18 protein-coding genes, 2 tRNA genes and 2 rRNA genes are annotated in these 23,570 nt (G+C 63.5%); 17 read left to right on the top strand and 5 right to left on the bottom strand.

Going from position 1 to position 23,570, the window contains the following annotated elements; genetic code table 11:
- Nucleotides 1-53: 53 nt before the first annotated feature.
- The 4 genes from WJS89_RS08380 to WJS89_RS08365 form a co-directional block, all read right to left on the bottom strand.
- A 23S ribosomal RNA gene (locus WJS89_RS08380) occupies nt 54-2,846 on the bottom strand.
- A gap of 272 nt (nt 2,847-3,118) precedes the next feature.
- Nucleotides 3,119-3,194: transfer RNA gene (locus WJS89_RS08375), tRNA-Ala, on the bottom strand.
- Between the two features lie 14 nt (nt 3,195-3,208).
- Nucleotides 3,209-3,285, bottom strand: a tRNA-Ile gene (locus WJS89_RS08370).
- A gap of 162 nt (nt 3,286-3,447) precedes the next feature.
- Nucleotides 3,448-4,931: ribosomal RNA gene (locus tag WJS89_RS08365) — 16S ribosomal RNA — on the bottom strand.
- The 16S and 23S rRNA genes sit together here with 2 tRNA genes alongside, the layout of an rRNA operon.
- 790 nt (nt 4,932-5,721) lie before the next feature.
- On the opposite strand from WJS89_RS08365, the gene WJS89_RS08360 reads away from it, so the two are divergent.
- The 17 genes from WJS89_RS08360 to WJS89_RS08280 all read left to right on the top strand — a co-directional run bounded on the left by WJS89_RS08360 (nt 5,722) and on the right by WJS89_RS08280 (nt 22,824).
- Nucleotides 5,722-6,018 carry a hypothetical protein gene (locus WJS89_RS08360; RefSeq protein ID WP_346340487.1) on the top strand — a complete coding sequence of 99 codons (297 nt, stop codon included), beginning with the start codon at nt 5,722-5,724 and terminating at the stop codon, nt 6,016-6,018.
- The gene (locus WJS89_RS08355; protein ID WP_346340486.1) at nt 6,015-6,392 is read left to right on the top strand and encodes an acyl-CoA thioesterase; all 378 of its coding nucleotides are present in this window, start codon (nt 6,015-6,017) and stop codon (nt 6,390-6,392) included. The genes WJS89_RS08360 and WJS89_RS08355 overlap by 4 nt, the downstream gene beginning before the upstream one ends.
- A gap of 247 nt (nt 6,393-6,639) precedes the next feature.
- Nucleotides 6,640-8,202, top strand: a complete 1,563-nt coding sequence (locus WJS89_RS08350) for a hypothetical protein (protein WP_346340485.1) — start codon at nt 6,640-6,642, stop codon at nt 8,200-8,202.
- Nucleotides 8,203-8,290: 88 nt separating this feature from the next.
- Nucleotides 8,291-11,056, top strand: coding sequence for a TonB-dependent receptor domain-containing protein (locus WJS89_RS08345; RefSeq protein ID WP_346340484.1), 2,766 nt, complete (start codon nt 8,291-8,293; stop codon nt 11,054-11,056).
- A gap of 194 nt (nt 11,057-11,250) precedes the next feature.
- Nucleotides 11,251-12,012: a type II secretion system protein N gene (locus WJS89_RS08340; RefSeq protein WP_346340483.1), complete on the top strand. Its 762-nt coding sequence runs from the start codon at nt 11,251-11,253 to the stop codon at nt 12,010-12,012.
- A gap of 28 nt (nt 12,013-12,040) precedes the next feature.
- Nucleotides 12,041-14,191, top strand: coding sequence for a type II secretion system secretin GspD (gene gspD / locus WJS89_RS08335; RefSeq protein ID WP_346340482.1), 2,151 nt, complete (start codon nt 12,041-12,043; stop codon nt 14,189-14,191).
- Between the two features lie 116 nt (nt 14,192-14,307).
- Nucleotides 14,308-15,795 carry a GspE/PulE family protein gene (locus WJS89_RS08330; protein WP_346341194.1) on the top strand — a complete coding sequence of 496 codons (1,488 nt, stop codon included), beginning with the start codon at nt 14,308-14,310 and terminating at the stop codon, nt 15,793-15,795.
- Nucleotides 15,795-17,030: a type II secretion system inner membrane protein GspF gene (gene gspF, locus WJS89_RS08325; protein ID WP_346340481.1), complete on the top strand. Its 1,236-nt coding sequence runs from the start codon at nt 15,795-15,797 to the stop codon at nt 17,028-17,030. Before WJS89_RS08330 ends, gspF begins: the two co-directional genes overlap by 1 nt.
- 1 nt (nt 17,031) lies before the next feature.
- A complete protein-coding gene (gene gspG, locus WJS89_RS08320) occupies nt 17,032-17,463 on the top strand; it encodes a type II secretion system major pseudopilin GspG (protein ID WP_346340480.1) in 432 nt (143 codons plus the stop codon).
- Complete coding sequence (locus WJS89_RS08315) at nt 17,438-17,896, top strand: GspH/FimT family pseudopilin (RefSeq protein ID WP_346340479.1); 459 nt, start codon at nt 17,438-17,440, stop codon at nt 17,894-17,896. Before gspG ends, WJS89_RS08315 begins: the two co-directional genes overlap by 26 nt.
- On the top strand, nt 17,896-18,255 hold the full coding sequence (gene gspI / locus WJS89_RS08310; protein ID WP_346340478.1) for a type II secretion system minor pseudopilin GspI: 360 nt from the start codon (nt 17,896-17,898) through the stop codon (nt 18,253-18,255). Before WJS89_RS08315 ends, gspI begins: the two co-directional genes overlap by 1 nt.
- A complete protein-coding gene (gene gspJ / locus WJS89_RS08305) occupies nt 18,252-18,851 on the top strand; it encodes a type II secretion system minor pseudopilin GspJ (protein ID WP_346340477.1) in 600 nt (199 codons plus the stop codon). The genes gspI and gspJ overlap by 4 nt, the downstream gene beginning before the upstream one ends.
- Nucleotides 18,848-19,798, top strand: a complete 951-nt coding sequence (gene gspK / locus WJS89_RS08300) for a type II secretion system minor pseudopilin GspK (RefSeq protein WP_346340476.1) — start codon at nt 18,848-18,850, stop codon at nt 19,796-19,798. The genes gspJ and gspK overlap by 4 nt, the downstream gene beginning before the upstream one ends.
- Nucleotides 19,795-20,901 carry a type II secretion system protein L gene (locus tag WJS89_RS08295; protein WP_346340475.1) on the top strand — a complete coding sequence of 369 codons (1,107 nt, stop codon included), beginning with the start codon at nt 19,795-19,797 and terminating at the stop codon, nt 20,899-20,901. The genes gspK and WJS89_RS08295 overlap by 4 nt, the downstream gene beginning before the upstream one ends.
- Entirely contained in the window at nt 20,898-21,374 is a 477-nt protein-coding gene (locus WJS89_RS08290; RefSeq protein WP_346340474.1) for a type II secretion system protein M, read from the top strand. Before WJS89_RS08295 ends, WJS89_RS08290 begins: the two co-directional genes overlap by 4 nt.
- Nucleotides 21,371-22,078: a type II secretion system protein N gene (gspN, locus tag WJS89_RS08285; RefSeq protein WP_346340473.1), complete on the top strand. Its 708-nt coding sequence runs from the start codon at nt 21,371-21,373 to the stop codon at nt 22,076-22,078. The genes WJS89_RS08290 and gspN overlap by 4 nt, the downstream gene beginning before the upstream one ends.
- Complete coding sequence (locus WJS89_RS08280; protein WP_346340472.1) at nt 22,078-22,824, top strand: prepilin peptidase; 747 nt, start codon at nt 22,078-22,080, stop codon at nt 22,822-22,824. Before gspN ends, WJS89_RS08280 begins: the two co-directional genes overlap by 1 nt.
- On the opposite strand, the gene WJS89_RS08275 is transcribed toward WJS89_RS08280, so the two are convergent.
- Nucleotides 22,821-23,327: a DUF4167 domain-containing protein gene (locus WJS89_RS08275; RefSeq protein ID WP_346340471.1), complete on the bottom strand. Its 507-nt coding sequence runs from the start codon at nt 23,325-23,327 to the stop codon at nt 22,821-22,823. The two genes, WJS89_RS08280 and WJS89_RS08275, sit on opposite strands and share 4 nt — an antisense overlap.
- Between the last annotated feature and the right edge of the window lie 243 nt (nt 23,328-23,570).

Here is a 23,570-nt window from a genome sequence, read left to right as displayed (position 1 = left end):
TGAGATATACCGCATCATGATCAATCCAAAGGACTGTCGATGATGGTGGGACTCTCAAGCGCGAAATGAGTAATTAGGACCGGTTAGCTCCACGCATTACTGCGCTTCCACACCCGGCCTATCAACGTGGTGGTCTTCCACGACTCTATGATACCTTATCTCAAGGGAGGCTTCCCGCTTAGATGCTTTCAGCGGTTATCCCGTCCATGCATAGCTACCCTGCTGCACCGTTGGCACGATGACAGGTCCACCAGAGGCATGTTCACCCCGGTCCTCTCGTACTAGGGGCAACTCCTTTCAAGTATCGACGCCCACGGCAGATAGGGACCAAACTGTCTCGCGACGTTCTGAACCCAGCTCACGTACCACTTTAATTGGCGAACAGCCAAACCCTTGGGACCTGCTCCAGCCCCAGGATGTGATGAGCCGACATCGAGGTGCCAAACAACCCCGTCGATATGAGCTCTTGGGGGTTATCAGCCTGTTATCCCCGGCGTACCTTTTATCCGTTGAGCGATGGCCCTTCCACGAGGGACCACCGGATCACTATGACCGACTTTCGTCTCTGCTCGACCTGTCAGTCTCGCAGTCAGGCAGGCTTATGCCATTGCACTCTTGCAGACGGTTTCCAACCGTCCTGAGCCTACCATCGCGCGCCTCCGTTACTCTTTAGGAGGCGACCGCCCCAGTCAAACTACCCGCCACAGAGGGTCCCTGATCCGGATAACGGATCGAGGTTAGACTGTAGAAAACATCAGGGTGGTATTTCACCAATGGCTCACATCCAGCTGGCGCCGAATGATCAAAGCCTCCCACCTATCCTACACAAATGTTTCCCACAGCCACTCTGAAGCTGCAGTAAAGGTGCACGGGGTCTTTCCGTCTAACCGCGGGTACTCCGCATCTTCACGGAGAATTCAATTTCGCTGAGCAGGTGTTGGAGACAGTGGGGAAGTCGTTACGCCATTCGTGCAGGTCGGAACTTACCCGACAAGGAATTTCGCTACCTTAGGACCGTTATAGTTACGGCCGCCGTTTACTTGGGCTTCAATTCGGAGCTTGCACTCCTCCTTTTAACCTTCAAGCACCGGGCAGGCGTCAGACCCTATACGTCGTCTTGAAGCCGACTTAGCAGAGCCCTGTGTTTTTGATAAACAGTCGCTACCCCCTGGCCTGTGCCCCCTGAAAAGACTTGCGTCGATCCAGGGCCTCCTTCTTCCGAAGGTACGGAGGCAATTTGCCGAGTTCCTTCAACACCCTTCTCTCAAGCGCCTTGGTATACTCTACCTGCCCACCTGTGTCGGTTTCGGGTACGGTCTTAATGGAGAGGCTATTTCCTGGCACAACTTGGCTGCCCTTCCAATCCGATAAGGAAGAACAACGTCCGCCATGCGTCACACATCTCCAGGTACAGGAATATTAACCTGTTTCCCATCGACTACCCCCTTCGGGCTCGTCTTAGGGGCCGACTCACCCTGCGTTGATTAGCATTGCGCAGGAACCCTTGGGCTTTCGGCGAGAGGGCATCTAACCCTCTTTATCGCTACTCATGTCAGCATTCGCACTTCTGATATCTCCACCGTCGGTTACCCTTCGGCTTCACAGACTTACAGAACGCTCCGCTACCGCTCGTGATAAATCACGAACCCTAAGCTTCGGTGCATCACTTTAGCCCCGATACATCTTCGCCGCAGGAACCCTTAATTAGACCAGTGAGCTGTTACGCTTTCTTTAAAGGATGGCTGCTTCTAAGCCAACCTCCTGGTTGTTTTGGGATTCCCACATGCTTTCCCACTTAGTGATGACTTGGGGACCTTAGCTGTAGGTTAGGGCTGTTTCCCTTTTGACGACGGACCTTAGCACCCGCCGTCTGTCTCCCGGACTATACTCTCAGGTATTCGGAGTTTGGTTAGAATTGGTACCACTCGCGCAGCCCGCATCCATCCAGTGCTCTACCCCCTGAGGAAACCATCCGAGGCACTACCTCAATAGTTTTCGCGGAGAACCAGCTATTTCCCGGCTTGATTGGCCTTTCACCCCTAGACACAGCTCATCCGAGCATTTTTCAACATACAACGGTTCGGTCCTCCAGTGCGTGTTACCGCACCTTCAACCTGGCCATGTCTAGATCGCCGGGGTTCGGGTCTACTGCATCGAACTTATTCGCCCTATTCAGACTCGCTTTCGCTTCGCCTACACCTAACGGCTTAAGCTTGCTCGATACAGTAAGTCACTGACCCATTATGCAAGAGGTACGCGGTCAGACCATAAAGATCCTCCCACTGCTTGTAGGCAACCGGTTTCAGGTACTGTTTCACTCCCCTAATCGGGGTGCTTTTCACCTTTCCCTCACGGTACTTGTTCGCTATCGGTCATGTACGAGTATTTAGGCTTCGAGGGTGGTCCCCCGATATTCAGACAGGATTACACGTGTCCCGCCCTACTCAAGTCCATTAAGATCATTTTCGCATACGGGGCTATCACCCACTCTGGCGGATCTTTCCAAATCCTTCTGCTAATTCACTTAATGGCACTGGCCTGGTCCGCGTTCGCTCGCCACTACTAACGGAATCTCGGTTGATGTCTTTTCCACCGGGTACTTAGATGTTTCAGTTCTCCGGGTTTGCTTCACCAAAGCTATATATTCACTAAGGTGATAACTTTCCCATTTATCTTCGAGCGACCACGAGGGTCGAAAGAAAATAAATGGTGAAGTTGGGTTTCCCCATTCGGAAATCTGCGGGTCAAGGGTTGCTCACACCTCACCGCAGCTTATCGCAGCGTGCCACGTCCTTCATCGCCTGTACATGCCAAGGCATCCACCAATTGCCCTTACCTCACGCTTGAGAATCCACACCACCATCGACAGGCCTTTTGCATAACAAGGCGTCGATTGAAGTCGGCGGTGCGGTATAAATCTGACCACCCCTCAAACTCGGCGGGGATGGTCAGCTCAGCTAGATAATCAATTAATGTTGTGTACGAACATTCTCAAAGAGAATGCCGTCCACGGCATCGATTTCTAGAACCCATTCACAATGTCAAAGACGGTGCGCAAACCGCACCTACCGGCTAGGCCGGATTTCGGATCTTCATAACGGAACTGTCTGGCAATCACTGGTGGAGCCTATCGGGATCGAACCGATGACCCCCTGCTTGCAAAGCAGGTGCTCTCCCAGCTGAGCTAAGGCCCCTGACCAGAAATTGCTGGTAGGTCCGAGTGGATTTGAACCACCGACCTCACCCTTATCAGGGGTGCGCTCTAACCAACTGAGCTACGGACCTATACCAGTCCTGACCGGCATTGAAGCCGCAGGCGGCGTAAGCCAGCTCAGGCAAACTCCCCCGAAGGGAAGCGTTCCGAAATGAAGGGACATGAGGACGGCGGCAATGTTCTTTGGACAGGAGGAGAGTAGCGTGAGCTAACTCTACCGCCATGATCCTTAGAAAGGAGGTGATCCAGCCGCAGGTTCCCCTACGGCTACCTTGTTACGACTTCACCCCAGTCGCTGATCCCACCGTGGCTGGCTGCCTCCTAAAAGGTTAGCGCACCATCTTCGGGTGAAACCAACTCCCATGGTGTGACGGGCGGTGTGTACAAGGCCTGGGAACGTATTCACCGTGGCATGCTGATCCACGATTACTAGCGATTCCGCCTTCATGCTCTCGAGTTGCAGAGAACAATCCGAACTGAGACGGTTTTTGGGGATTTGCTCACTCTCGCGAGTTTGCTGCCCATTGTCACCGCCATTGTAGCACGTGTGTAGCCCAGCGCGTAAGGGCCATGAGGACTTGACGTCATCCCCACCTTCCTCCGGCTTATCACCGGCAGTTCCTCTAGAGTACCCAACTGAATGCTGGTAACTAAAGGCGAGGGTTGCGCTCGTTGCGGGACTTAACCCAACATCTCACGACACGAGCTGACGACAGCCATGCAGCACCTGTCACTCTGCCCCGAAGGGAGGAAACTGTCTCCAGTAACCGTCAGAGGATGTCAAACGCTGGTAAGGTTCTGCGCGTTGCTTCGAATTAAACCACATGCTCCACCGCTTGTGCAGGCCCCCGTCAATTTCTTTGAGTTTTAACCTTGCGGCCGTACTCCCCAGGCGGAGAACTTAATGCGTTAGCTGCGCCACCGAAACCCTATGGGCCCCGACAGCTAGTTCTCATCGTTTACGGCATGGACTACCAGGGTATCTAATCCTGTTTGCTCCCCATGCTTTCGCACCTCAGCGTCAGTACTTGTCCAGTGAGTCGCCTTCGCCACTGGTGTTCTTCCGAATATCTACGAATTCCACCTCTACACTCGGAATTCCACTCACCTCTCCAAGACTCTAGCGATCCAGTTTCAAAGGCAGTTCCGGGGTTGAGCCCCGGGATTTCACCTCTGACTTGGAAAGCCGCCTACGCGCGCTTTACGCCCAGTAATTCCGAACAACGCTAGCTCCCTCCGTATTACCGCGGCTGCTGGCACGGAGTTAGCCGGAGCTTATTCTCCAGGTACTGTCATTATCATCCCTGGTAAAAGAGCTTTACAACCCTAAGGCCTTCATCACTCACGCGGCATTGCTGGATCAGGCTTTCGCCCATTGTCCAATATTCCCCACTGCTGCCTCCCGTAGGAGTCTGGGCCGTGTCTCAGTCCCAGTGTGGCTGATCATCCTCTCAGACCAGCTATGGATCGTCGCCTTGGTAGGCCTTTACCCCACCAACAAGCTAATCCAACGCGGGCACATCCAAGGGCGATAAATCTTTGGACCGAAGTCATTATGCGGTATTAGCAGTCATTTCTAACTGTTGTTCCGCACCCCAGGGCAGTTTCCCACGCGTTACGCACCCGTCCGCCACTCACCCCGAAGGGTTCGTTCGACTTGCATGTGTTAGGCATGCCGCCAGCGTTCGTTCTGAGCCAGAATCAAACTCTCAAGTTGATGACCGATCGACAAGGCCGGGGGAATAACCCGACCAGTGCGACCGGCTGACTAGGAGCCGTTCCTGCACAAAAATCACAATCTGGTGTGTTTGCGTTTTTGGACATGCGTACCATTGATCCAACGAGGTCGAAGAACCCCGAAGGTGGCACCCAATTGGAACGGCTTATTATTTACCGACAGACCCGAACCTAGTGTTCCGGATGCCGGGCCGCCGCCCGCATGTCCCTTCATTCTAACCGACAATGTCAAAGAGCAAAAACGCTTTCCTGCCCGGTGCTTGTGGTACCGGGCGTCGTGTTACCGACTAGAGAGAAGCGCCGCGGTGGCGGTCCCGAGTGGGCGCCGCCGCTGCTGTGAGGAGGCATATATGTGGGACCTCCAAATCCGTCAACGGCTTTTTTGAAAAAAGGTGGCAATTTCTTGACTGATCGCCCCGTCGACGAGAATTTATCTAGCAAATCCGCCATTACTGCGACCTGAACAAAGTGGGCGCCGTCGAGCCCGCGAGGTCCCGTTTCGAATGTCTCTCAAGTGCCCCAACCGCAGAATCGGTTCAGAATCATCTTTCGGAGAGGTGATTCCCGGCGTGAATCGAGGCGCAATGCAGCGAAGACGGCGTCGGAAATGATGATTCCGACCGGTTCGGCGAACAATGATTCCCGCCGCCGATATGATCTCGCGCAAGGCATCACCGCATAGTCCCTATATATAAGGTATTGGCGTAGCAGCGCTTGGCGGGGGATCCGCAGGCTTGTCAGCGATGCACTCAAACGCCATCTCGGCCTTCATGCCCGCACCCGAACCCGAATTGACCGCACACCGTTTCAAACGGCTGCGCCGCACGCTCAAGCGGATGGCGCTTCTCAGTCTCGCGATCGGCGTGGCAGCCGTGGCTTATGTCGTCTCGATCGACGCATCGCCTTCGATCCATCTCGTCATCGCGACCTTCATCCTGGCGGGCGGGACCATGCTGACCGCGACCTTCCTGATGACGCTTCTCTATTTCAGCGCGCAGGCCGGCTACGACGCCGACGCCCATGACGCCAATCCCCTTCACGCCGACAAGGACAGCGAGCTTCCATGAACACCGACGATCTCTCTCCCATTCTGCGGGTCGTTCCGCGACCGAGCGACATCAACGCCAACGGCCATATCTTCGGGGGCTGGGTGCTGAGCCAGATGGACATCGCGGGCGGCATCGTCGCGGCGCGGCGTGCTGGCGGGCAGGTAGCGACCGTGGCAATCGATTCGATGGAGTTCATCGCCCCCATTCTTCTTCACGACCTCATCAGCGTCTACGCACGGGTCGAACGCGTCGGGCGCAGCTCGATGGCCATCCGTATCGAGGTCGTCGCCACGCGCGAGGGCGGGAAACAAGAGGTAAAGGTCACCGAGGCGATCTTCACGTTCGTCGCCATCGACGAGGACGCCAAGCCAAGGGCGATCGGGCCCGAATAGGCCGCTTCCGGACTTCTCTCCGTTCGTCAATGACTTGAGGGCGCGCTGTCATCGTGCCGTCATTGCCCGGACGGTTCGCGGTCATCGAAACGGCACGTTCCCGTCGCCAAATCTTCGCGCGCCGGTCACCCGCACCACATCATCGCGTCAATTGCACCGCCTAGGTCGGAGTGGAGACCGGGGGGACGGGTCCACTGCGTGACCGCTCCTCGTGACGACCATTCGAGACCTGAGCGGAGACTTCCCGATGACCAATCTCAAGATCCTTCGTAACACCCTTTTCCTGACGGCAGCGGCCGGCGCCCTCGGCGCTTGCGGTGCCGACGACGTCGCCTCGCCCGGTGAAGGCGTGATCGTCGTTCCGACGCCCGTCCCCACCCCGACCCCGACCCCCACGCCGACCCCGACCCCCACGCCGACCCCCACGGGCGGCCCGGCGGCGAGCTGCCCGATGGGCACCGCCAACGTCGGCACGATCGACGTGCTCGGCAATTCCGACGACGAGCGCCGCGTCTGCCAGATCGCGGGCACCATCACGAGCAACCTCTTCCTCGAGAACCTCGACGGCGTCATTTATTCACTGTCGGGCAAGGTCCAGGTCGGCACCGATGCTGGCGGCGACGCCAACGCCCCCACCGGCACCTCGGCCACGCTCACGATCGAGCGCGGCGTCACCATCTTCGGAGCCTCGGGCGCCGACTTCCTCGCCGTGAACCGCGGCTCGCAGCTCGTGGTCGACGGCCGCGCCGATGCCCCTGTGGTCATGACCAGCCGCGCCAATATCGTCGGCGGCAGCGACAACATCTCCGAAAGCTCGACCGGCCAGTGGGGCGGCGTCGTCATCCTCGGCCGCGCGCCGATCGGCGATTGCTTCACGGGTACGCCCGCCAACCCCGCGACCTGTCAGTCGCCCGTCGAAGGCACCGCCGGCTCGACCTACGGCGGCAACGCCCCCAACGATAATTCGGGCCGTATCGAATATCTTCAGATCCGCTACGCGGGCTTCGAGGTCGACACCGACAACGAACTGAACGGCCTCACGTTGGCGGGCGTCGGCTCGGGCACGATCGTCGATCATGTCCAGGTCCACAACAATTCGGACGATGGCATCGAATGGTTCGGCGGACGCGTGAACAACTACCACCTCGTCCTCACCGGCAACGAAGACGAAGCGATCGATTACGACAGCGGCTACCAGGGCCTAACCCAGTTCGTCATCATCGACAATTCATCGGGCCGCGGCGACAAGCTCATCGAGATCGACAGCTCGGACAAGCCGATCGACAACACGCCGGCGACCGACGTCGAAATCCTCAACATGACGGCCTATACGACCCAGTCGGGCAAGGTCATCAACCCGCGCGCCGGCGCCGACATGTCGATCTACAATTCGGTCATCGTCACCGGCGGCGACGTGTGCATCGACATCGACAATGCCGAAACCCTCGCCAACATGACCGACGAGGAAGCCACGCCTTTCCGTTCGGTCGCGCTCGACTGCGGCGTTCCGGCGTGGGCCGAGAGCAACGGCGGCGTCACCGGCGCCCAGATCGCGGCGCTGTTCGATGCCAACAGCGACACGGATTTCGACAACAGCCTCGCAGCGAACTTCATCAACGGCAGTGCCGAAATGGCGCTTACCGCGACCACCGATTATTCGGCGCTCGACAATGCCGGCGCGGCCATCACCGCCAATTATGTCGGCGCGGTCGAAGATGGCAACGACACGTGGTGGCAGGGCTGGACCTGCGGCCTTCAGGGGCAGCCGAGCTGTCTCGATGTCCCGGCCGCGGGCGACGGCAACAGCTAAGGCCCGCCTCTTCACGACCTTTCGGGGAGCGGCGGCATGGGCTGCCGCTCCCTCTTTTCCTTCACACCGACCGATGGAAGACTTTCCGATGACCAAGCTCAAGACGCTCGCCGCGCTCCTTGCGACTACCGCGATCTTCGGCCCCGCGCAGGCGTTCGCGCAGGATACCGCGCCGCCCGCCTCGCCCTCGGCGAGCCAGGTCGGCGATCCGCAGGACGAGAATCAGGAGCAGGATACGCTCGAAGCCGCCAATCCCGGCGCCGACGACCAACCCCCCGAACAGTCGGTCGAAATCTCGGGGCCGGGCGCCGATAGCGACGAGCCGATCGTCATCCGCGGCACCTACATCCCGAGCCCGGTCCGCGCGACACCCGAGGTCGTGTCGGTGCTGTCGGCCGAAGACATCGCCCGCACCGGCGACGGCGACATCGCGGGCGCGCTCCAGCGTGTGACCGGCCTCTCGGTCGTCGGCGGCCGGTTCGTCTATGTCCGCGGGCTTGGCGAGCGCTACAGTTCGGCGCTGCTCAACGGCGCGCCCCTGCCCAGCCCCGAGCCGCTGCGCCGCGTCGTCCCGCTCGATCTCTTCCCGACCTCGATCGTCGCCTCGACCGTGGTCCAGAAGAGCTATTCGGCCAATTTTCCCGGTGAGTTCGGCGGCGGTGTCATCAACCTCACCACGCGTTCGGCGCCCAGGGAAGGCTTTCTCTCGGTCGGCGGCGGCCTCGGCTTCAACAGCGAAACGAGCCTCAACCTAGGCTACACTTACTTCGGATCAGACACGGATTTTTTGGGATTCGACGACGGCAATCGTGACGCCCCGCTCCTGTTTCGCGAGGCACTCGATAGCGGCAACCGGATCATTCAAGGTGCCGACTACAGCCGCCAGCAGATCGCCGACATCACGTCGAGCCTCGACAATGCCTCGACCTCCCTCATCCAGAAAACCTACGACGTCCCCGTCAACTGGTCCGCGGACATCGGAGCGGGCGAAACCTTCGAACTGGGCGCGCTCGATCTCGGCGTGATCGCGGTCGGCGGCATCTCCAACAGCTGGCGCACCCGTTCGGGGCAGCAGCAGGCCGGCACACGCAGCGGCGACAACAGCCTCGTCGCCTCGAGCGATTTCGATTATCTTTCCACGCAGAACCGCGTCGTCGTGAACGGCATGGCCAGCACGGTCTTCAAGCTCGACGACCAGACGCTCCGCCTCACCGGCCTCTACATCCGCGACGTGCTCAAGGAAGCGCGCGCGTCGATCGGTAACAATTTCGATTCGGTCCAGCCCTCCGCGCTGCGTCCCGACGAGACGATCCAGACGGGGAGCACCAACTGGTTCGAGCGCGAACTGTATGACGCGCAGGCCGTCGCCGAATTCGAGTTCGGCGACTTCAATCTCGACCTGCGCGGCTCCTATGCCAAGACCCGCCGCGATGCGCCCTACGAGCGTAGCTACAGCTACCTCTTCGACGACGGCATCGAGGATTACGTCAACGACCTGCGCTCGCCCGCGCAGAACGCGACCGTTTCCTTCTCCGAGCTCGACGACGAATTGTGGTACGGCGCGATCGACGCGGCCTACTATGTCGATGTCGGCGTCCCGGTGACGCTCTCGGCGGGCTATGCGCACAGCGACAACAGCCGTGCCGCCATCCGCCGCGACTTCCAGTTTCGCCCCAACGCGACCCTGCCTTTCGCGGTCGCGCAGGAGCGCATCGACTATCTTTTGAGCGATTATAACGTGAACACGTACGACATCCTGCTGCGCGAGACGACGGGCGGCTTGGGATCGGCAGCCTATGAGGCTGCGCTGGTGGTCGACGGCGTCTACGGCATGCTCGAGATCGAGCCGACGCGCGACATCCTCGTCAACATCGGTGTCCGCTACGAGGACGCCGAACAGTCGTTGACCCCGCAGATCCTCTTCGGTCAGCCCGCAGCAGACCAGACGCAAATCCTGGCCGACTATCTGCTCCCCGCCGGCACGCTCACGTGGAACTTCGCCGACGACATGCAACTGCGCATCGGCGCGTCCAAGACGATCGCCCGTCCCCAGTTCCGCGAACTGGCGCCGCAGCCCTATGTCGATTTCGAGACGCAGCGGACCTTCTTCGGAAACCCCTATCTGACCGACAGCAAGATCCTGAACCTCGATGCGCGCTACGAATATTATTTCGGTCGTGACGAGATCTTCAGTCTCGCAGGCTTCTACAAGAAGCTCGACAACCCCATCGAGACGATCGCGGCCAATGTCGGCTCCTCGCTCATCTCGACGTTCGCCAACGCGCCGGGGGCCGAACTGTACGGCGCCGAGGTCGAGTTCCGCAAATATCTCCCCTTCTACGACATGGGGGTCGAGAGCGGCTTGCTTACCGACCGGCGCGTGACCTTCATCGCAAACTATACCTACACCCAGTCGGAACTCTTCTTCGACGAAGGCGAGACCACCGTGCTCTTCTCGAGCCCCACGCCGCTGCCGGTCGAGCAGATTTTCGACACCACGCAGACCTTGGGCCTCACCGGCCAGTCTGAGCATGTCGCCAATCTCCAGTTCGGCTTCGAGCATGAGGACCGCCTCTCGCAGCAGACGCTCATTCTCGCCTACGCATCGGACCGCTCGACCAACCGCGGCCCCAACCGGACCCCCGATTTCATCGAGGAACCGGGCCTGCAACTCGACGTCGTCCTGCGCGAGGGCGTGGACGTGGGCGGCACCGAACTCGAGATCAAGGCGGAGGGTCGCAACCTGCTCGACACCGACTACAAGGAAGCGCAGAGCTTGGGCGACAGCGAGCTGATCATTCTCGATTACGAGCGCGGTCGCACCTTCAATCTCTCGGCGACGCTCACCTTCTGACGATCGTCCGACATTTCACGATGGCAAGAGGCCGACGCTCTCTCGAGACAGGGCGTCGGTCTCTTGGCTTTCACAAAAGCGTCAAAAACAGGTCTTGAGATCGTAATCGATCCCGCCCATCCTGCTGGAAGGGAAGGGAAAACGCCATTTTCGGACGAGTGATTCTCCGGCTGCGTCGTTCGCGGCGCGATCGTTTGGCCTTCGCCGAACTGCATCTTCTCGCGCGCGCCATCCTTCTGGCCGTTCTTGCCGCCTTCGTCGCGCGCTTCGTCTGGGTGCTCGTCACGCCCGTCGGCCCGCTGGGGGACTGGCGTGCCGCGACGCCGCGCTATCTCAACCAGTCCGCTCAGAGCGAACTTCTCACCCGCTACGACCCCTTCCCCGCCGCGCAGGCGAGCGCCACCAGCGTTGTCGGCGGCGAAGCGATCACCGACCTCGATCTCGAGCTGTTCGGCACGCGCGAGAATCGCGGGTCGGGCGTGGGCAGCGCGATCATCGCGGGCAGCGACGACAAGCAGGCCAGCTTTGCGGTCGGCGAGGAAGTCGCGCCCGGCGTCATCCTTGCAGGCGTCGCCTTCGACTATGTGGTGCTCGAGCGCGGTGGCATCCGCGAGCGGCTCTATATGGAGGGCGCCGCCCCGACCGAAGGCGTTCAGCCCGACGGCGCGGGGCCGGCGGATACGCCCACACCCACGGCGTCGATGCCCGACCTCGACTTCCAGCCGCGCTCGTCGGGGGGCAAGATCACCGGGATCCGGCTCCCGGTGAGCGCGGAACCCGCCGTCATGGCCACCTTCGGCCTCCAGCAGGGCGACGTGATCGTCGAAGTCAACGGCGTTCCCGTCGACAGCCAGGCCGACATCGCCCAGTTCAAGTCCGCGCTGAAACCCGGCGCATCGCTTTCCGTCACGGTCGAGCGCGGCGCCAATCGGCTGCCCATCGCGATCCGTCTCTAGAGCTTACTCCAGCAGGTTCCGCATCCCCATGAAGAAATCTCTCCTTCTCCTCTCGGCCGCGATGCTGATGACCGCGCAGCCCGCCGCCGCGCAATATATGCTCAACTTTCGCGATGCCGACGTGCGCGCCTTCGTCGACGATGCCGCGCGCGTGACGGGGCTGACCTTCGTGGTCGACAGCCGCGTCAACCAGAATATCAGCGTCGTCTCCAATCGTTCGCTCAATCGCAGCGAATATTTCGAGGTGTTCCTCTCGACGCTTCGCGCCAACGGGCTCGTCGCGATCCCCATCTCGGGGGGCTATCGTATCCAGCCCTCACAGGGCGCCGCCACCCAGCCCTCGCGCACCGGCCTTCGCGGCGCGGCGCAGAACGAGTTCGTCACCGAAATCTTCCGCCTGCGCACGGTCGATGCCGCGGGGGCGCTCGAAACGTTGCGCCCGCTGGTGAGCGCGGAAGGCTCGATCACCGCCAACCGCAACGCCAATTCGATCGTCGTCGCCGACTTTGCCGACAATGTCGCACGCATCCGTGGCCTCATCGGCCGCATCGACAGCGACAATGCCGCGACCGACATCGTCTATCTCGAGAATGCCGGTGCGCGCGAAGTCGCCGAAGCCTTGTCTGGTCTCAACGGGCAGGGCGATACGATCGCCGCGCCGGTGGCGGTCAGCGCCATCGACAGCGCCAACGGCCTGGCCTTGCGCGGCCCCGCCCCCGCGGTCGCGCAATATGCCCGTCTCGCGCGCGAACTGGACGCGCAGGCGGCTGGCGGGAGCGACATCCGCGTCTACTTCCTCGAACATGCCGACGCCGAGGCGATGCTCCCCGTCATCCAGCAACTGCTCGGCCAGCCCGTCACGCTCGAGAGCGATGCACCGGCCTTCATCACGAGCCAGGAAGGCGAAGGCACCGGCGCCGGCCCGACGCCCCAGCCCGTCAACCGCGGCATCCCCGGTGCGACCAACACCAATCATGGCAACGGCATCGCCCGTTTCGGTCCCGCGGTCGTCACCCGCTACACCGGCACCAACGCCATCATTGTCGCTGCCAATTCGAGCGTCCAACGCCAGATCGGCGAGATCATCCGTCAGCTCGACACCCGCCGCGAACAGGTGCTCGTCGAAGCGATCATCGTGGAGATCGGGGACAATGCGGCACGGCAGCTGTCCACCCAGTTCCTGCTGGCGGGTGAGAATACCCCGATCCTCGGCACCACCTATTCCAACGCCCAGCCCAACATCGTCGCCATCGGTGGGGCGGTCGCCAATTACGAACTCGGACGCCAGACCAGCGTCTCCGACGACGGCGTCGTCACGACGACCTACGACAGCCCCTTGGGCGACGGAATCGTCGACGCCGCCGCCCAGTCGGTCCTCGCGACGCGCGGCGGGATTGCGGGCGGGGTCATCAACCTTGCCGGCAACGCGTTGTTCGGCGCGATCATCAATGCGGTCGAGGCGGACAATGAGAGCAACCTCCTCTCCACCCCCTCGATCATGACTCTCGACAATCAGGAGGCGAACCTCCTCGTCGGGCAGGAAGTGCCGATCACGACGGGCGAAGCGCTCTCGAGCAATTTCGACAACGCCTTTCGCACCGTCCAGCGCCAGAACGTCGGCATCCAGCTCGACGTCAAGCCGCAGGTCAACTCGTCGGGCTCGATCAAGCTCTTCATCCGGCAGGAAGTCAGCTCGGTCGCCGGCCCGGTCGCCAGCGGCTCATCGGACCTCGTCATCAACAAGCGCGAGTTCAAGAACGTCATCACCGTCGACGACGGCGAAATCGTCGCCATCGGCGGTCTGCTCGATGACAACGAGCGCAACACGATCGAGAAGATTCCGCTCCTGGGCGACATCCCCGTGCTCGGCGAACTGTTCAAGTCGCGCTCGCGTTCACGCTCCAAGACCAACCTCATGGTCTTCATCCGCCCCACGATCATCCGCGACCGCGCCGATGCGCAGGCGATGACCGCGCGGCGCTACAATTACATGCGCGCCGCGCAATGGGCCAACGATCCCAAGGTCGAACCGTCGCTCGACAGTCTGGTGCGCGATTATCTTGGCGCACGCCCGCCGGTCGCCGCCCCGCTCGCGCCCGGCGACGTATACTACCGTCCCCCCGCACTGGTCGAACCCGTCGCGGTCCCGCCCGCTTATGACGAGGGAGACGCGCAATGATGATCGTTCGGCGCGACAATCGCGCTCCGGTGGAGGACGAACAGCACAAGCTCCCCGACGACCTCGGCCCCGCACCCGGCGACCTCGCGCTCGACGAGCCGCGCCCGACCATACCGATGGCCGACATCATAGACATCCCCTACGCCTTCGCGAGGGCGCACGGCGTGGTCATCCGTCCCGACAGCGGCGACGACCTCACCGTCGCGATCAAGGAGGGGTCCGACCCCTCGATCCTCGTCGAAGTGCGCCGCTACCTCGCCCGGCCTTTCGCGATCGATTTCGTGGAGGACGGCGAGTTCGATCGGCTGCTGCATGGCCGCTACGCTGGCGCGACCGCGGACGGCATCGACACGATCGGCGCGGGCGACGAACTCGACGCACTCGCGAGCGGAATCCCCAGCGCCGAAGACCTGCTCGACACGTCCGACGATGCCCCCGCGATCCGCCTTATCAACGGCATCATCGCCGAAGCGGTGCGCCTCGGCGTGTCCGACATCCATATCGAGCCCTACGAAAGCGGCCTCGTGGTGCGTCTGCGCCGCGACGGCGTGCTCAAGGAGCATCTGCGCATGCCCGCGCACGCCGCCCCCGTGGTGGTCAGCCGTATCAAGGTCATGGCCCGCCTCGACATCGCCGAACGCCGCGTCCCGCAGGACGGCCGCATTGCGTTGAAACTGGGTGGGCGCCAGCTGGACGTGCGCGTCTCGACACTTCCCGGCCGCGCGGGTGAGCGCGTCGTCATGCGTATCCTCGACAAGGAAAGCGCGGGCCTTTCGATCGAGCTGCTCGGCATCCACGGCGCCGCCGACGAGGTACTTCGCGAAGCACTCTCCGAACCCAACGGCATCATCCTCGTCACCGGCCCCACCGGCTCGGGCAAGACCACCACGCTTTACGCCTGCCTCCAGCATCTGAACGACGGCCAGCGCAACCTGCTCACCGTCGAGGACCCGGTCGAATATTCGATCGACGGGATCGGCCAGACGCAGGTCGACGCCAAGGTCGGCATGAGCTTCGCCGCGGGACTGCGCGCCATCCTCCGCCAAGATCCCGATATCGTCATGGTGGGCGAAATCCGCGACAAGGAAACCGCCGACATCGCCGTGCAGGCCTCGTTGACCGGCCACCTCGTCCTCTCGACGGTCCACACAAATGACGCCGTGGGTGCGATCACCCGCCTTCGCGACATGCGCATCGAACCTTTCCTTATCGCCTCGACGCTGCGCGCCGTCGTCGCCCAGCGCCTCGTCCGGCGTCTGTGCATGAACTGCCGCGAAGCCGTCCCCGCCGACCGCTCGGTCGCGGCATTGCTGGGATTCGACGAGGGCGAAACCGTCTACCGCGCGCAAGGCTGCGCCGAATGTTCGAACACCGGCTTCAAGGGCCGCATCGGCGTGTTCGAGGCGATCAAGGTCGATTCCACCATTCGCCGCCTGATCGCCGACGGAGGCGACGAAGCCGTCATCGCGCGCCACGCCTTCCTCAACCACCCCAATCTGGGTTCCGCCGCCAGAAGCCTCGTCCGCTCCGGCGAGACGACGCCCGAAGAAGCGATCCGCATCGCGCGAAGCCAGGACGGGGAAGGAGCGGGCGAAGCCGCCTGATGCCGTCCGATTTCGCCTATGTGGCGGTCGACGCCAAGGGCCGCGAGAAGCGCGGGACCGTTCGCGCGTCCGACAAAGAGGCGGCGCGCGCCAGTCTCCAGCGTCGCCGCCTCGTCCCCGTCACGCTGACGCGGGGCGGCACAAAGGCTCCGTCATCCGACGGCATTGCATCGAGATCGATCAGCCTCTCGCGCGAGCCGAAGTTCAACGCCAAGCAGCGCGTCCTCTTCACCCGTCAGCTCGCAACCCTCATCAAGGTTTCCCCCATCGAAGAAGCGCTCCGCACCATCGCGCGGCAGACCGACAAGGACGGTGTGAAGGCGATCGTCACCCGGGTCGCCGACCGCGTGGTCGAGGGCCGCCGCCTCGCCGATGCGCTGGGGCAAGAACCCAAGAGCTTCGACGGTCTCTATCGCGCGATGATCGCGGCCGGCGAAAGCTCGGGCACGCTGTCGGACCAGCTCGACCGCCTCGCCGCGCTTCAGGAGCGACAGGCCGAAATGCGCTCCAAGCTCATCAGCGCCTTGGCGTATCCCGCCGTCCTCACGATCGTCGCGATTGGCGTCGTCGCCGCGCTGATGATCGCGGTCGTCCCCAAGGTCGTCGAACAGTTCGACGATGTCGGCCAGCAGCTCCCGCTCCTCACCCGCGTCGTCATCGGCATCAGCGATTTTCTCGCCAGCTTCTGGATCGCCATCATCCTGTTCTTGGGCGCGGCGGTGTTGCTCGTCATCGCGGCGCTTCGGAACGAGCAATTCCGCCTCAAATTCGACGGCGCGATCCTTCGCCTGCCCTTCTTCGGGCGCCTGCTGCGCGACCTCAATGCCGCGCGGATGGCGCGGACGCTTGCCACGATGGTCGCCGCCCGCCTGCCGCTCGTCGAAGGGTTACGCCTTACCGCGCGCACCATTTCCAACCGCAAGCTCGCCGCCGCGACCGCGCAGATGGAAGCCGACGTCCGCGGCGGGGGAAGCCTGTCGGGCGCGCTACGCCGCACGCAGATGTTTCCGCCGCTCCTCGTCCACCTCACCGCATCGGGGGAAAGCGCGGGCCAACTCGGCCCCATGCTCGGCCAGGCCGCCGACTATCTCGAGCGCGAGTTCGACACCTTTACCACCAGCGCACTGGCCTTGCTCGAACCGGCGATCATCATCATCATGGGCGCGATCGTGGCCGCCATCGTGCTCGCCATCCTCATGCCCATCCTGCAACTGCAAACCCTGATTGGAACCTGACGTGACGACACCGCCTGAGAAACGCCGCAAGAACGGCTTCACGCTCATCGAACTGATGGTCGTCATCGTCATCATCGGCCTGCTCGGTACGGTGGTCATGCTCAACGTCCTTCCCGCGCAGGATCGCGCGCAGCGCACCGCCGCGCAGGCCAATATCGCGCAGCTCGAAAATGCGATGGAGCAATATCGCATCGACAATTTCACCTATCCGCCCACGATCGAGGCGCTGCGCACCCCGCCCGCGGGCCTCGCGCAGCCCGACCGCTATCGGCCGGGGGGCTACGTGCGCGACATTCCCGAGGATCCGTGGGGCAATCCTTTCCAGATCCAGGCTCCGGGCCGCGACGGGCGCCCGTTCGACATCTACAGTTTCGGCGCCGACGGCCAGCCGGGCGGCGAAGGCGAGAATGCGGACATCTACGCGGGCGAATGATCCGCGAACACGAGGCTTCACCCTCGTCGAGCTGATGGTCGTGCTGGTGGTGATGGCGATCGCCGCCACCGCCGTCGTGCTGACCTTTCGCCCCGCCGACAAGGCACGCGAGGAAGCCGTCATGCTCGCCGGACGGATCGCCGCACTGCGCGACGAAGCGGTCATGCGCGCACGCCCCACGGGCATCTGGGTGACGCCTTCGGGTTTCACCTTCGAACAATATGCGAACCGCGAATGGCAGCCCTTGTCGGGCCAGCGCTTCGACGGACGCAGCGCGTTCCGTTCGGGCGTGACGGCGCGCGGCAGCCGCACCGGTATCCGGTTCGACAATCTGGGCCTTCCCTCGGGCCCACAGGTCATCACGCTGGATGACGATAATGGCCGCACCGCCACGATCACCGTCGCCGCCAATGGCGCGGTCGAGGCACGCTGATGCGCACCCGCGGTTTCACGCTCATCGAGATGCTCGTAGCCTTGAGCGTCTTCTCGATCGCCGCGCTCGCGCTCCTGCGCATCGACGCCTACGCCGTCGGCACCGCGTCGAACCTGCGCGAGAACGGCATGGCGCGGCTCGTCGCCAGCAACGAAGCCGCGCTCATCGCCTCCTCCCCCGCCGCGCCCAACCGCGGTTCGGAGACGAAAACCGTCGTCAACGGCGGTCAGCAGTTCGCCGTCATCACCCAGACCGATCCCACCGACGATGCGCGCTTCCTGACCGTCGTCATCACCGTGCGTCCGCTGCCGTCGGGGCCCTCGCAGCGACTCGTCACCGTCAAGCGGATCGAGCCATGAGGCAGCGCGGCTTCACCCTCATCGAGATGCTCGTCGGCCTCTCCATCTTCGCCCTGCTCGCGAGCGCAGGTGTCGGCCTGCTCGCCGCCAGCGCCGACACGCAGGCCGCCGTGGACACCTCGCTCGGCGAACAGGCCCAGATCGAGCGTATCGCCCGTCTTCTCGAGGCCGACCTCGCCCAGGTCTCCGACCGTCCGACCAAGGATTCGGGCGGCGAGGAGCGCCCAGCCTTCCTCGGGACCGCATCCTCGATGCAGTTCGTCCGCACCGGCGTGGTCTCGCTTGACGACGCCCAGCGTAGCAACCTGCGCCGCATCGGCTGGGGCGTCGAGGACGGCGCGCTGGTACGCACCACCTTCGCCGAGATCGACGGCAGCGATGCCCGCCTTCCCGATGCGCGCCTCGTCGATCCTGTCGGAAGCGTAACGCTCGCCTATCGCGCCGCCAGCGGCGACTGGCTCGAAGTCTGGCCCGACGGTTCGGGCGAGCCACTCCCCCGCGCCGTCCGCCTCAAGGTATCGGCGGAACGGATCCCGCCGACCGAACTCATCTACGCGCTGCCGCAACTGTCCTTTGCCGTGCGGGCAACACCATGAAGGAGCGCGGCACCGCCCTCCTGTCGGTCCTGCTGATCGTTGCCGTCATGGCCGCGATCGCCGCCACCGCCTTGGATCGTCTCAGCTTGTCGACCCGCCTCGCGGGCAATGCCGCGGTCGCCACGCAAGGTCGCCATTGGCTCGCCATGGCCGAGGAGTTGGCGCAGGCCCGCATCGCCGATGCCGCCGAGCTTTCGGGCGCCGACCAGGCCGCACTGCTGGGCGTCGAACGCTCGATCACCCTTCCCGACGGCCAGACGGTGACCGCGCGCCTCGACGACGCGACCAACTGTTTCAACGTCAACAGCCTGGTCGTGCGCCGTCAGACGGGTGTATTGCAGAGCCAGTCGCGCCGCGTTTTCCAGCTGCGCGACCTGTTGGGATTGCTCGGTGTCGACGCGGGCCGTGCCCAGCAGATCGCCGACAGCGCAGGCGATGCGATCGACGATGATTCCAATCCGCGTCCCATCGGCTCGGAACGCCTCGCCTCGGGAGCACCCGTTCCCGACCGCCTGCTGACCAGCGCCGACGAACTGTCGGCCATCAACGGCATGGATGCGCAAATCTGGGCCTCGATCAGTCCTTATCTGTGCGCCCTTCCCTCGACCGAACCCACCTCGATCAACGTGGAGACGCTGAGCCCTGAACGCGCTGCGCTTATCGCGATGCTCGCTCCCGAGACGATCAGTCTGGAGGCCGCACGCGCACAACTGGCCGCGCGCCCCGCACAAGGCTATGGCTCGGTGGCGGAATTCTGGAATATGGGTCCGCTTCGCGATTTCGAACCGTCGGGATTGCGCGACAATCAGATCACGGTCGAAACGCGGTTCTTCCGGCTGACGACCAGAGTGGGCGAGGGGGATAGCGAATTGCGTTCAGAAACGCTCTTCTCGGTCGAGGACGGCCACCCGCGCCTCCACGCCCGTCGCTGGGGGAGCGCCGGATGATGCGCGCGCTGTTCGTCCTTTTGCCCGACCGCCCCGATGTCTCGGCCCTCAGCTGTCCGTGGTGGGAAGTGGCCGAGGGCAGCATCCTGGCGCACGGCCTCGACGGGGCATGGCTCGCCCGTGCCTTCGACACGCGCGAACCGGTGGTGACGGTGGGGCTCGTCGGCCCCGAACAGGTCCGTCTCGAACGCCGTGACGCGGCGGCACTCGCTTCCCCGCAGGAACGGGGCGTCGCTCGTATCGAAGTGCAGCAACAGGCGCTCGGGCCCGAGCCCCATGTCGCGGTCGCACGCGACGAGATGAACGGCTGGCTCGCGACCGTCGATGCGGCAGCCATGCGGCGCTGGCTCGACTATGGCCGCGCGCAGGAGATCGAGTTCGACCAGCTTGTCCCGCTCGCCAGCCTGCTTCCTGCCGACGGAAAGTGGCATGAAGCGCGGATCGGCCCGACGACCGTCATCTCGCGTGACGGCATGGCGCTCGTCGACGGCGATCCGTTGGTCGACGCCCTCGTCGGCGACGAATTTGTCGACACGCTCGATCATGACACGCTGATGGCGCGGCTCGCCGCCGCCGTCCCCGTCCCGCCAATCGACCTGCGACAGGGCATTTTCGCACGCGCGCGCCGATGGGCGCCGGATCCGCGCCGCCTCAAGGAATTTGCCGTCGTCGTCGGACTGATCCTCCTCTTCGCGTTGTTCATTCCCATCGCCAAGGCGGTGCGCTGGGACAGCGAGAGCGACCGTCTCGACCGCGAGACCGCCGCCATCGCAACCGCGGCGCTCGGCCAGCCTGTGGAGGCCGAGGGCGCCGAGGCGGCTCTCCTTGCCGCGATGGGTAGCGGGGCGACGGGCCGCGGGGCAGGCCAGCTTCTCGCAAGTCTCTTCGCCGAGATGGAAGCCGAAAGCTCGGTCGAGGCCGCCATGCTCGGCTGGGACGGCTCGGGCGCCCTCGCCGCCCGTCTCGTCGCCAACGATGTCGAGGCGATCAATCGCCTGCTCCTCGGCCTGCAGCGCCGTGGCTGGAGCGTCAGCGCAACGCCGCTCGCCGATGGGCAGGGCCGTGCCATGGTCGACCTTCGTCTGTCGGGGAATTCCGCATGAACGCGGTGCGCGACTGGGTGCGCGGGCGGACGCGCCGTGAGCAGATTCTCCTCGGCGTGATGGCGCTTCTGGCCGTGCCCATCATCGTCTGGTTCCTCATCATCGCACCCGCAATCGGCTGGCACGACGAGGCAAGGAACGATTATGTCGAGGCGAGCGACCGTTATGGCCGCGTGAAGGCGCTTGCCGAACAGATGGCCGGCGAGACGGGCGGCACGACCGCGCGGATCGAGGGTCCGCTCGACCAGTTCGTCGCCGCGTCGGCGGACCAGGCAGGCTTCGCGCTGACCGCAAACGTCGCACAGGGGCCCGAACGCGCCAATATCTCGATCGCGCAGGCCCGCTCGGCCGCGGCGCTCGCCTGGTTCGACCAGCTCCGCGCGGCAGGGATCCGCATCGAAGCCCTGCAGATGACCGACAATGGCGAGGGCGGGGTCGCGCTCGAGCTGACCCTCGCAAAGGCAAGCCCATGACCCGCCGCTGGATCGTCTGGACCCTCGCCGCCTTCCTGATCGCGCTGCTGCTGCTCTTTCCGCTGCGGATCGCGATCGACATGGCGCTCGGGCGCGATGCACTGCTGTCGGCGCGGCAGGTCGGCGGAACCGTCTGGTCGGGCCGCATCGGCAACGCGATGCTTGGCGAGGAACGGCTCGGGACCTTCGATGTCGCGCTCGCGCCGCTGCCGCTGGTCATCGGCCGCACCGAGGTTCATGTCGTCCGGCTGGAAGACCCCGACGGCCCCTTGGAAGGCCGTTTCTTCCTGTCGGGCCCGAGCGAAGGGGTCGCCAGCCTCAATGGCCGCGTCAACATCTCGGGTCTCGTCGCTCCGCTGCCGATCGACGCGCTTTATTTCGACAATGTCGACGCCTTGTTCGACGGCACCGCGTGCAAGCGTGGGACGGGAACGATCAACGCGATCCCGGCGGTCGCGGTGCGGTATTTCTCAGGGGAGATCAGCGGCCCCGTTACCTGCGGCGAGGACGGCCGCATCCATGCGCTCCTCGAAGGACCGCGGGGCGGCCAGCGCGTCGATCTTGCGGTGGATGCGCTGGGCAATGTCGAGGCCACGCTCGTGATCGAGGGTGCCTCGCCGGTGATCGGCGATCTTCTGCGAGGTGCAGGCTTCGCGCCCGATGGCGACCGTTACACGCTCACGAGTCGCGGCCGCCTACGCTGATGGCGGCACCCTGGGTCTGGAGTATCGGCGGCGGGATCCTCGGGCTTATCGTCGGCAGCTTTCTCGCGACGATCACGGTCCGCTGGCCGCAGGGCAGAAGCGTCGTCGCAGGCAGATCGCGCTGCGACACTTGCGGCACCACCATCGCCTCGCGCGACCTCGTCCCCGTCCTCAGTCATATCCTTCTGCGGGGACGATGTCGCTCGTGCGATGCCGCGATCGGGAGCGACCATCTGCGCATCGAACTGGCGAGCGGCGCGATCGGCGCCCTGTCGCTGGCGATTCTTCCCGGCGCCGCGGGCGTCGCACTGGCGTTGATGGGATGGCTGCTGCTCGCAAGCGGATGGATCGACGCGCGGCACCTGATGCTCCCCGACAGCCTGACGCTCGCCCTTGCCATCCTCGGGCTCGGCGTCGGAGGACTCGTCACGGGCGCGAGCCTCGAGGCCCGAATGATCGGCGGGGTGGCAGCGTACGGGACGCTCGAAGCGATCCGCCTTCTCTATCTTCGCCTGCGTGGCCAAGACGGCATGGGCGGCGGGGATCCCAAACTTCTCGGCGCTATCGGGCTATGGACCGGCTGGACGACGCTTCCGTTCGTCCTGCTCGCCGCCAGCCTCGCGCTCCTCGCAATCGCACTGGCCACCGGACGCGCAAGCGAGCGCGCGCACGAATATCCTCTCGGCACCGCTCTTGCAGCCGCGGGCTATGGTGTCGCCGCCGCGATGGCAGCGCACCTCGTCTAGGCCGCGTCGGCCTCGTCGCCCGAGATTGCGGGCGGGAGCGCGTCTGCGATCGAATCCCCGTCTTCCTTCTTGGGACGTCCGCGCTTGCGCGGCTTGGGAGCATCGTTCGCGCCGTCCTTGCCGTCGGCCTCCGCCTTGGGCTTGCGCTGGCGCTTGGGCTTGGGCTTGTCTTCGGCCTGCGCTTCGTCGTCGCGGTCGTTGTCCTGCTCGTCCCGCTCGTCCCGATCATCGTCGCGCTGCGATTTCTTGCGCGGCTTTGGCTGCTGGTTCTGCCGTTCGTCCTTCTGCGCATTATGCTCCTCGAGCACGCGGAAATAATGGTCGGCATATTGCAGGTAATATTCGGCCTGGACGCGGTCGCCCTGCATCTGCGCATCGCGCGCAAGGCCTTTGTACTTCTCGAGAAGCTGAGCGGCATTGCCGCGATTGGGCTGGCCACGGTTCTGGTTTCCGCCGCGCTGGCCGCCGCGTCCGCGACGCCGGTTCTGTCGATTGTTGATCAAAAATCTAAGTCCCTTGTTCAACTGTAGCGCCGGCCAACACAAGGCGGCACCGGGGTCCGGGACGGGGCAAGGGGGCCCGCGGCCCGTGTCGAAAATGTCTCTCCGCTGCCGTTTCGATCGAACCGTGCCGAATGAGGGCGCGGCGAGAAGGACATGCGGCGGGAGGGTGAAACCGGGAAGTGTTGCGGGACCGAAATCCGATGCGTCCCCCGTTTCCCCACCAGATGTAGCGAAGCGCGGCGC

This window comes from Sphingomicrobium aquimarinum, from assembly GCF_039655735.1.
GTDB lineage: Bacteria > Pseudomonadota > Alphaproteobacteria > Sphingomonadales > Sphingomonadaceae > Sphingomicrobium > Sphingomicrobium aquimarinum.
The sequence above is the reverse complement of the archived record's forward strand: the minus strand, read 5'-3'. Positions and strand labels throughout refer to the sequence as shown.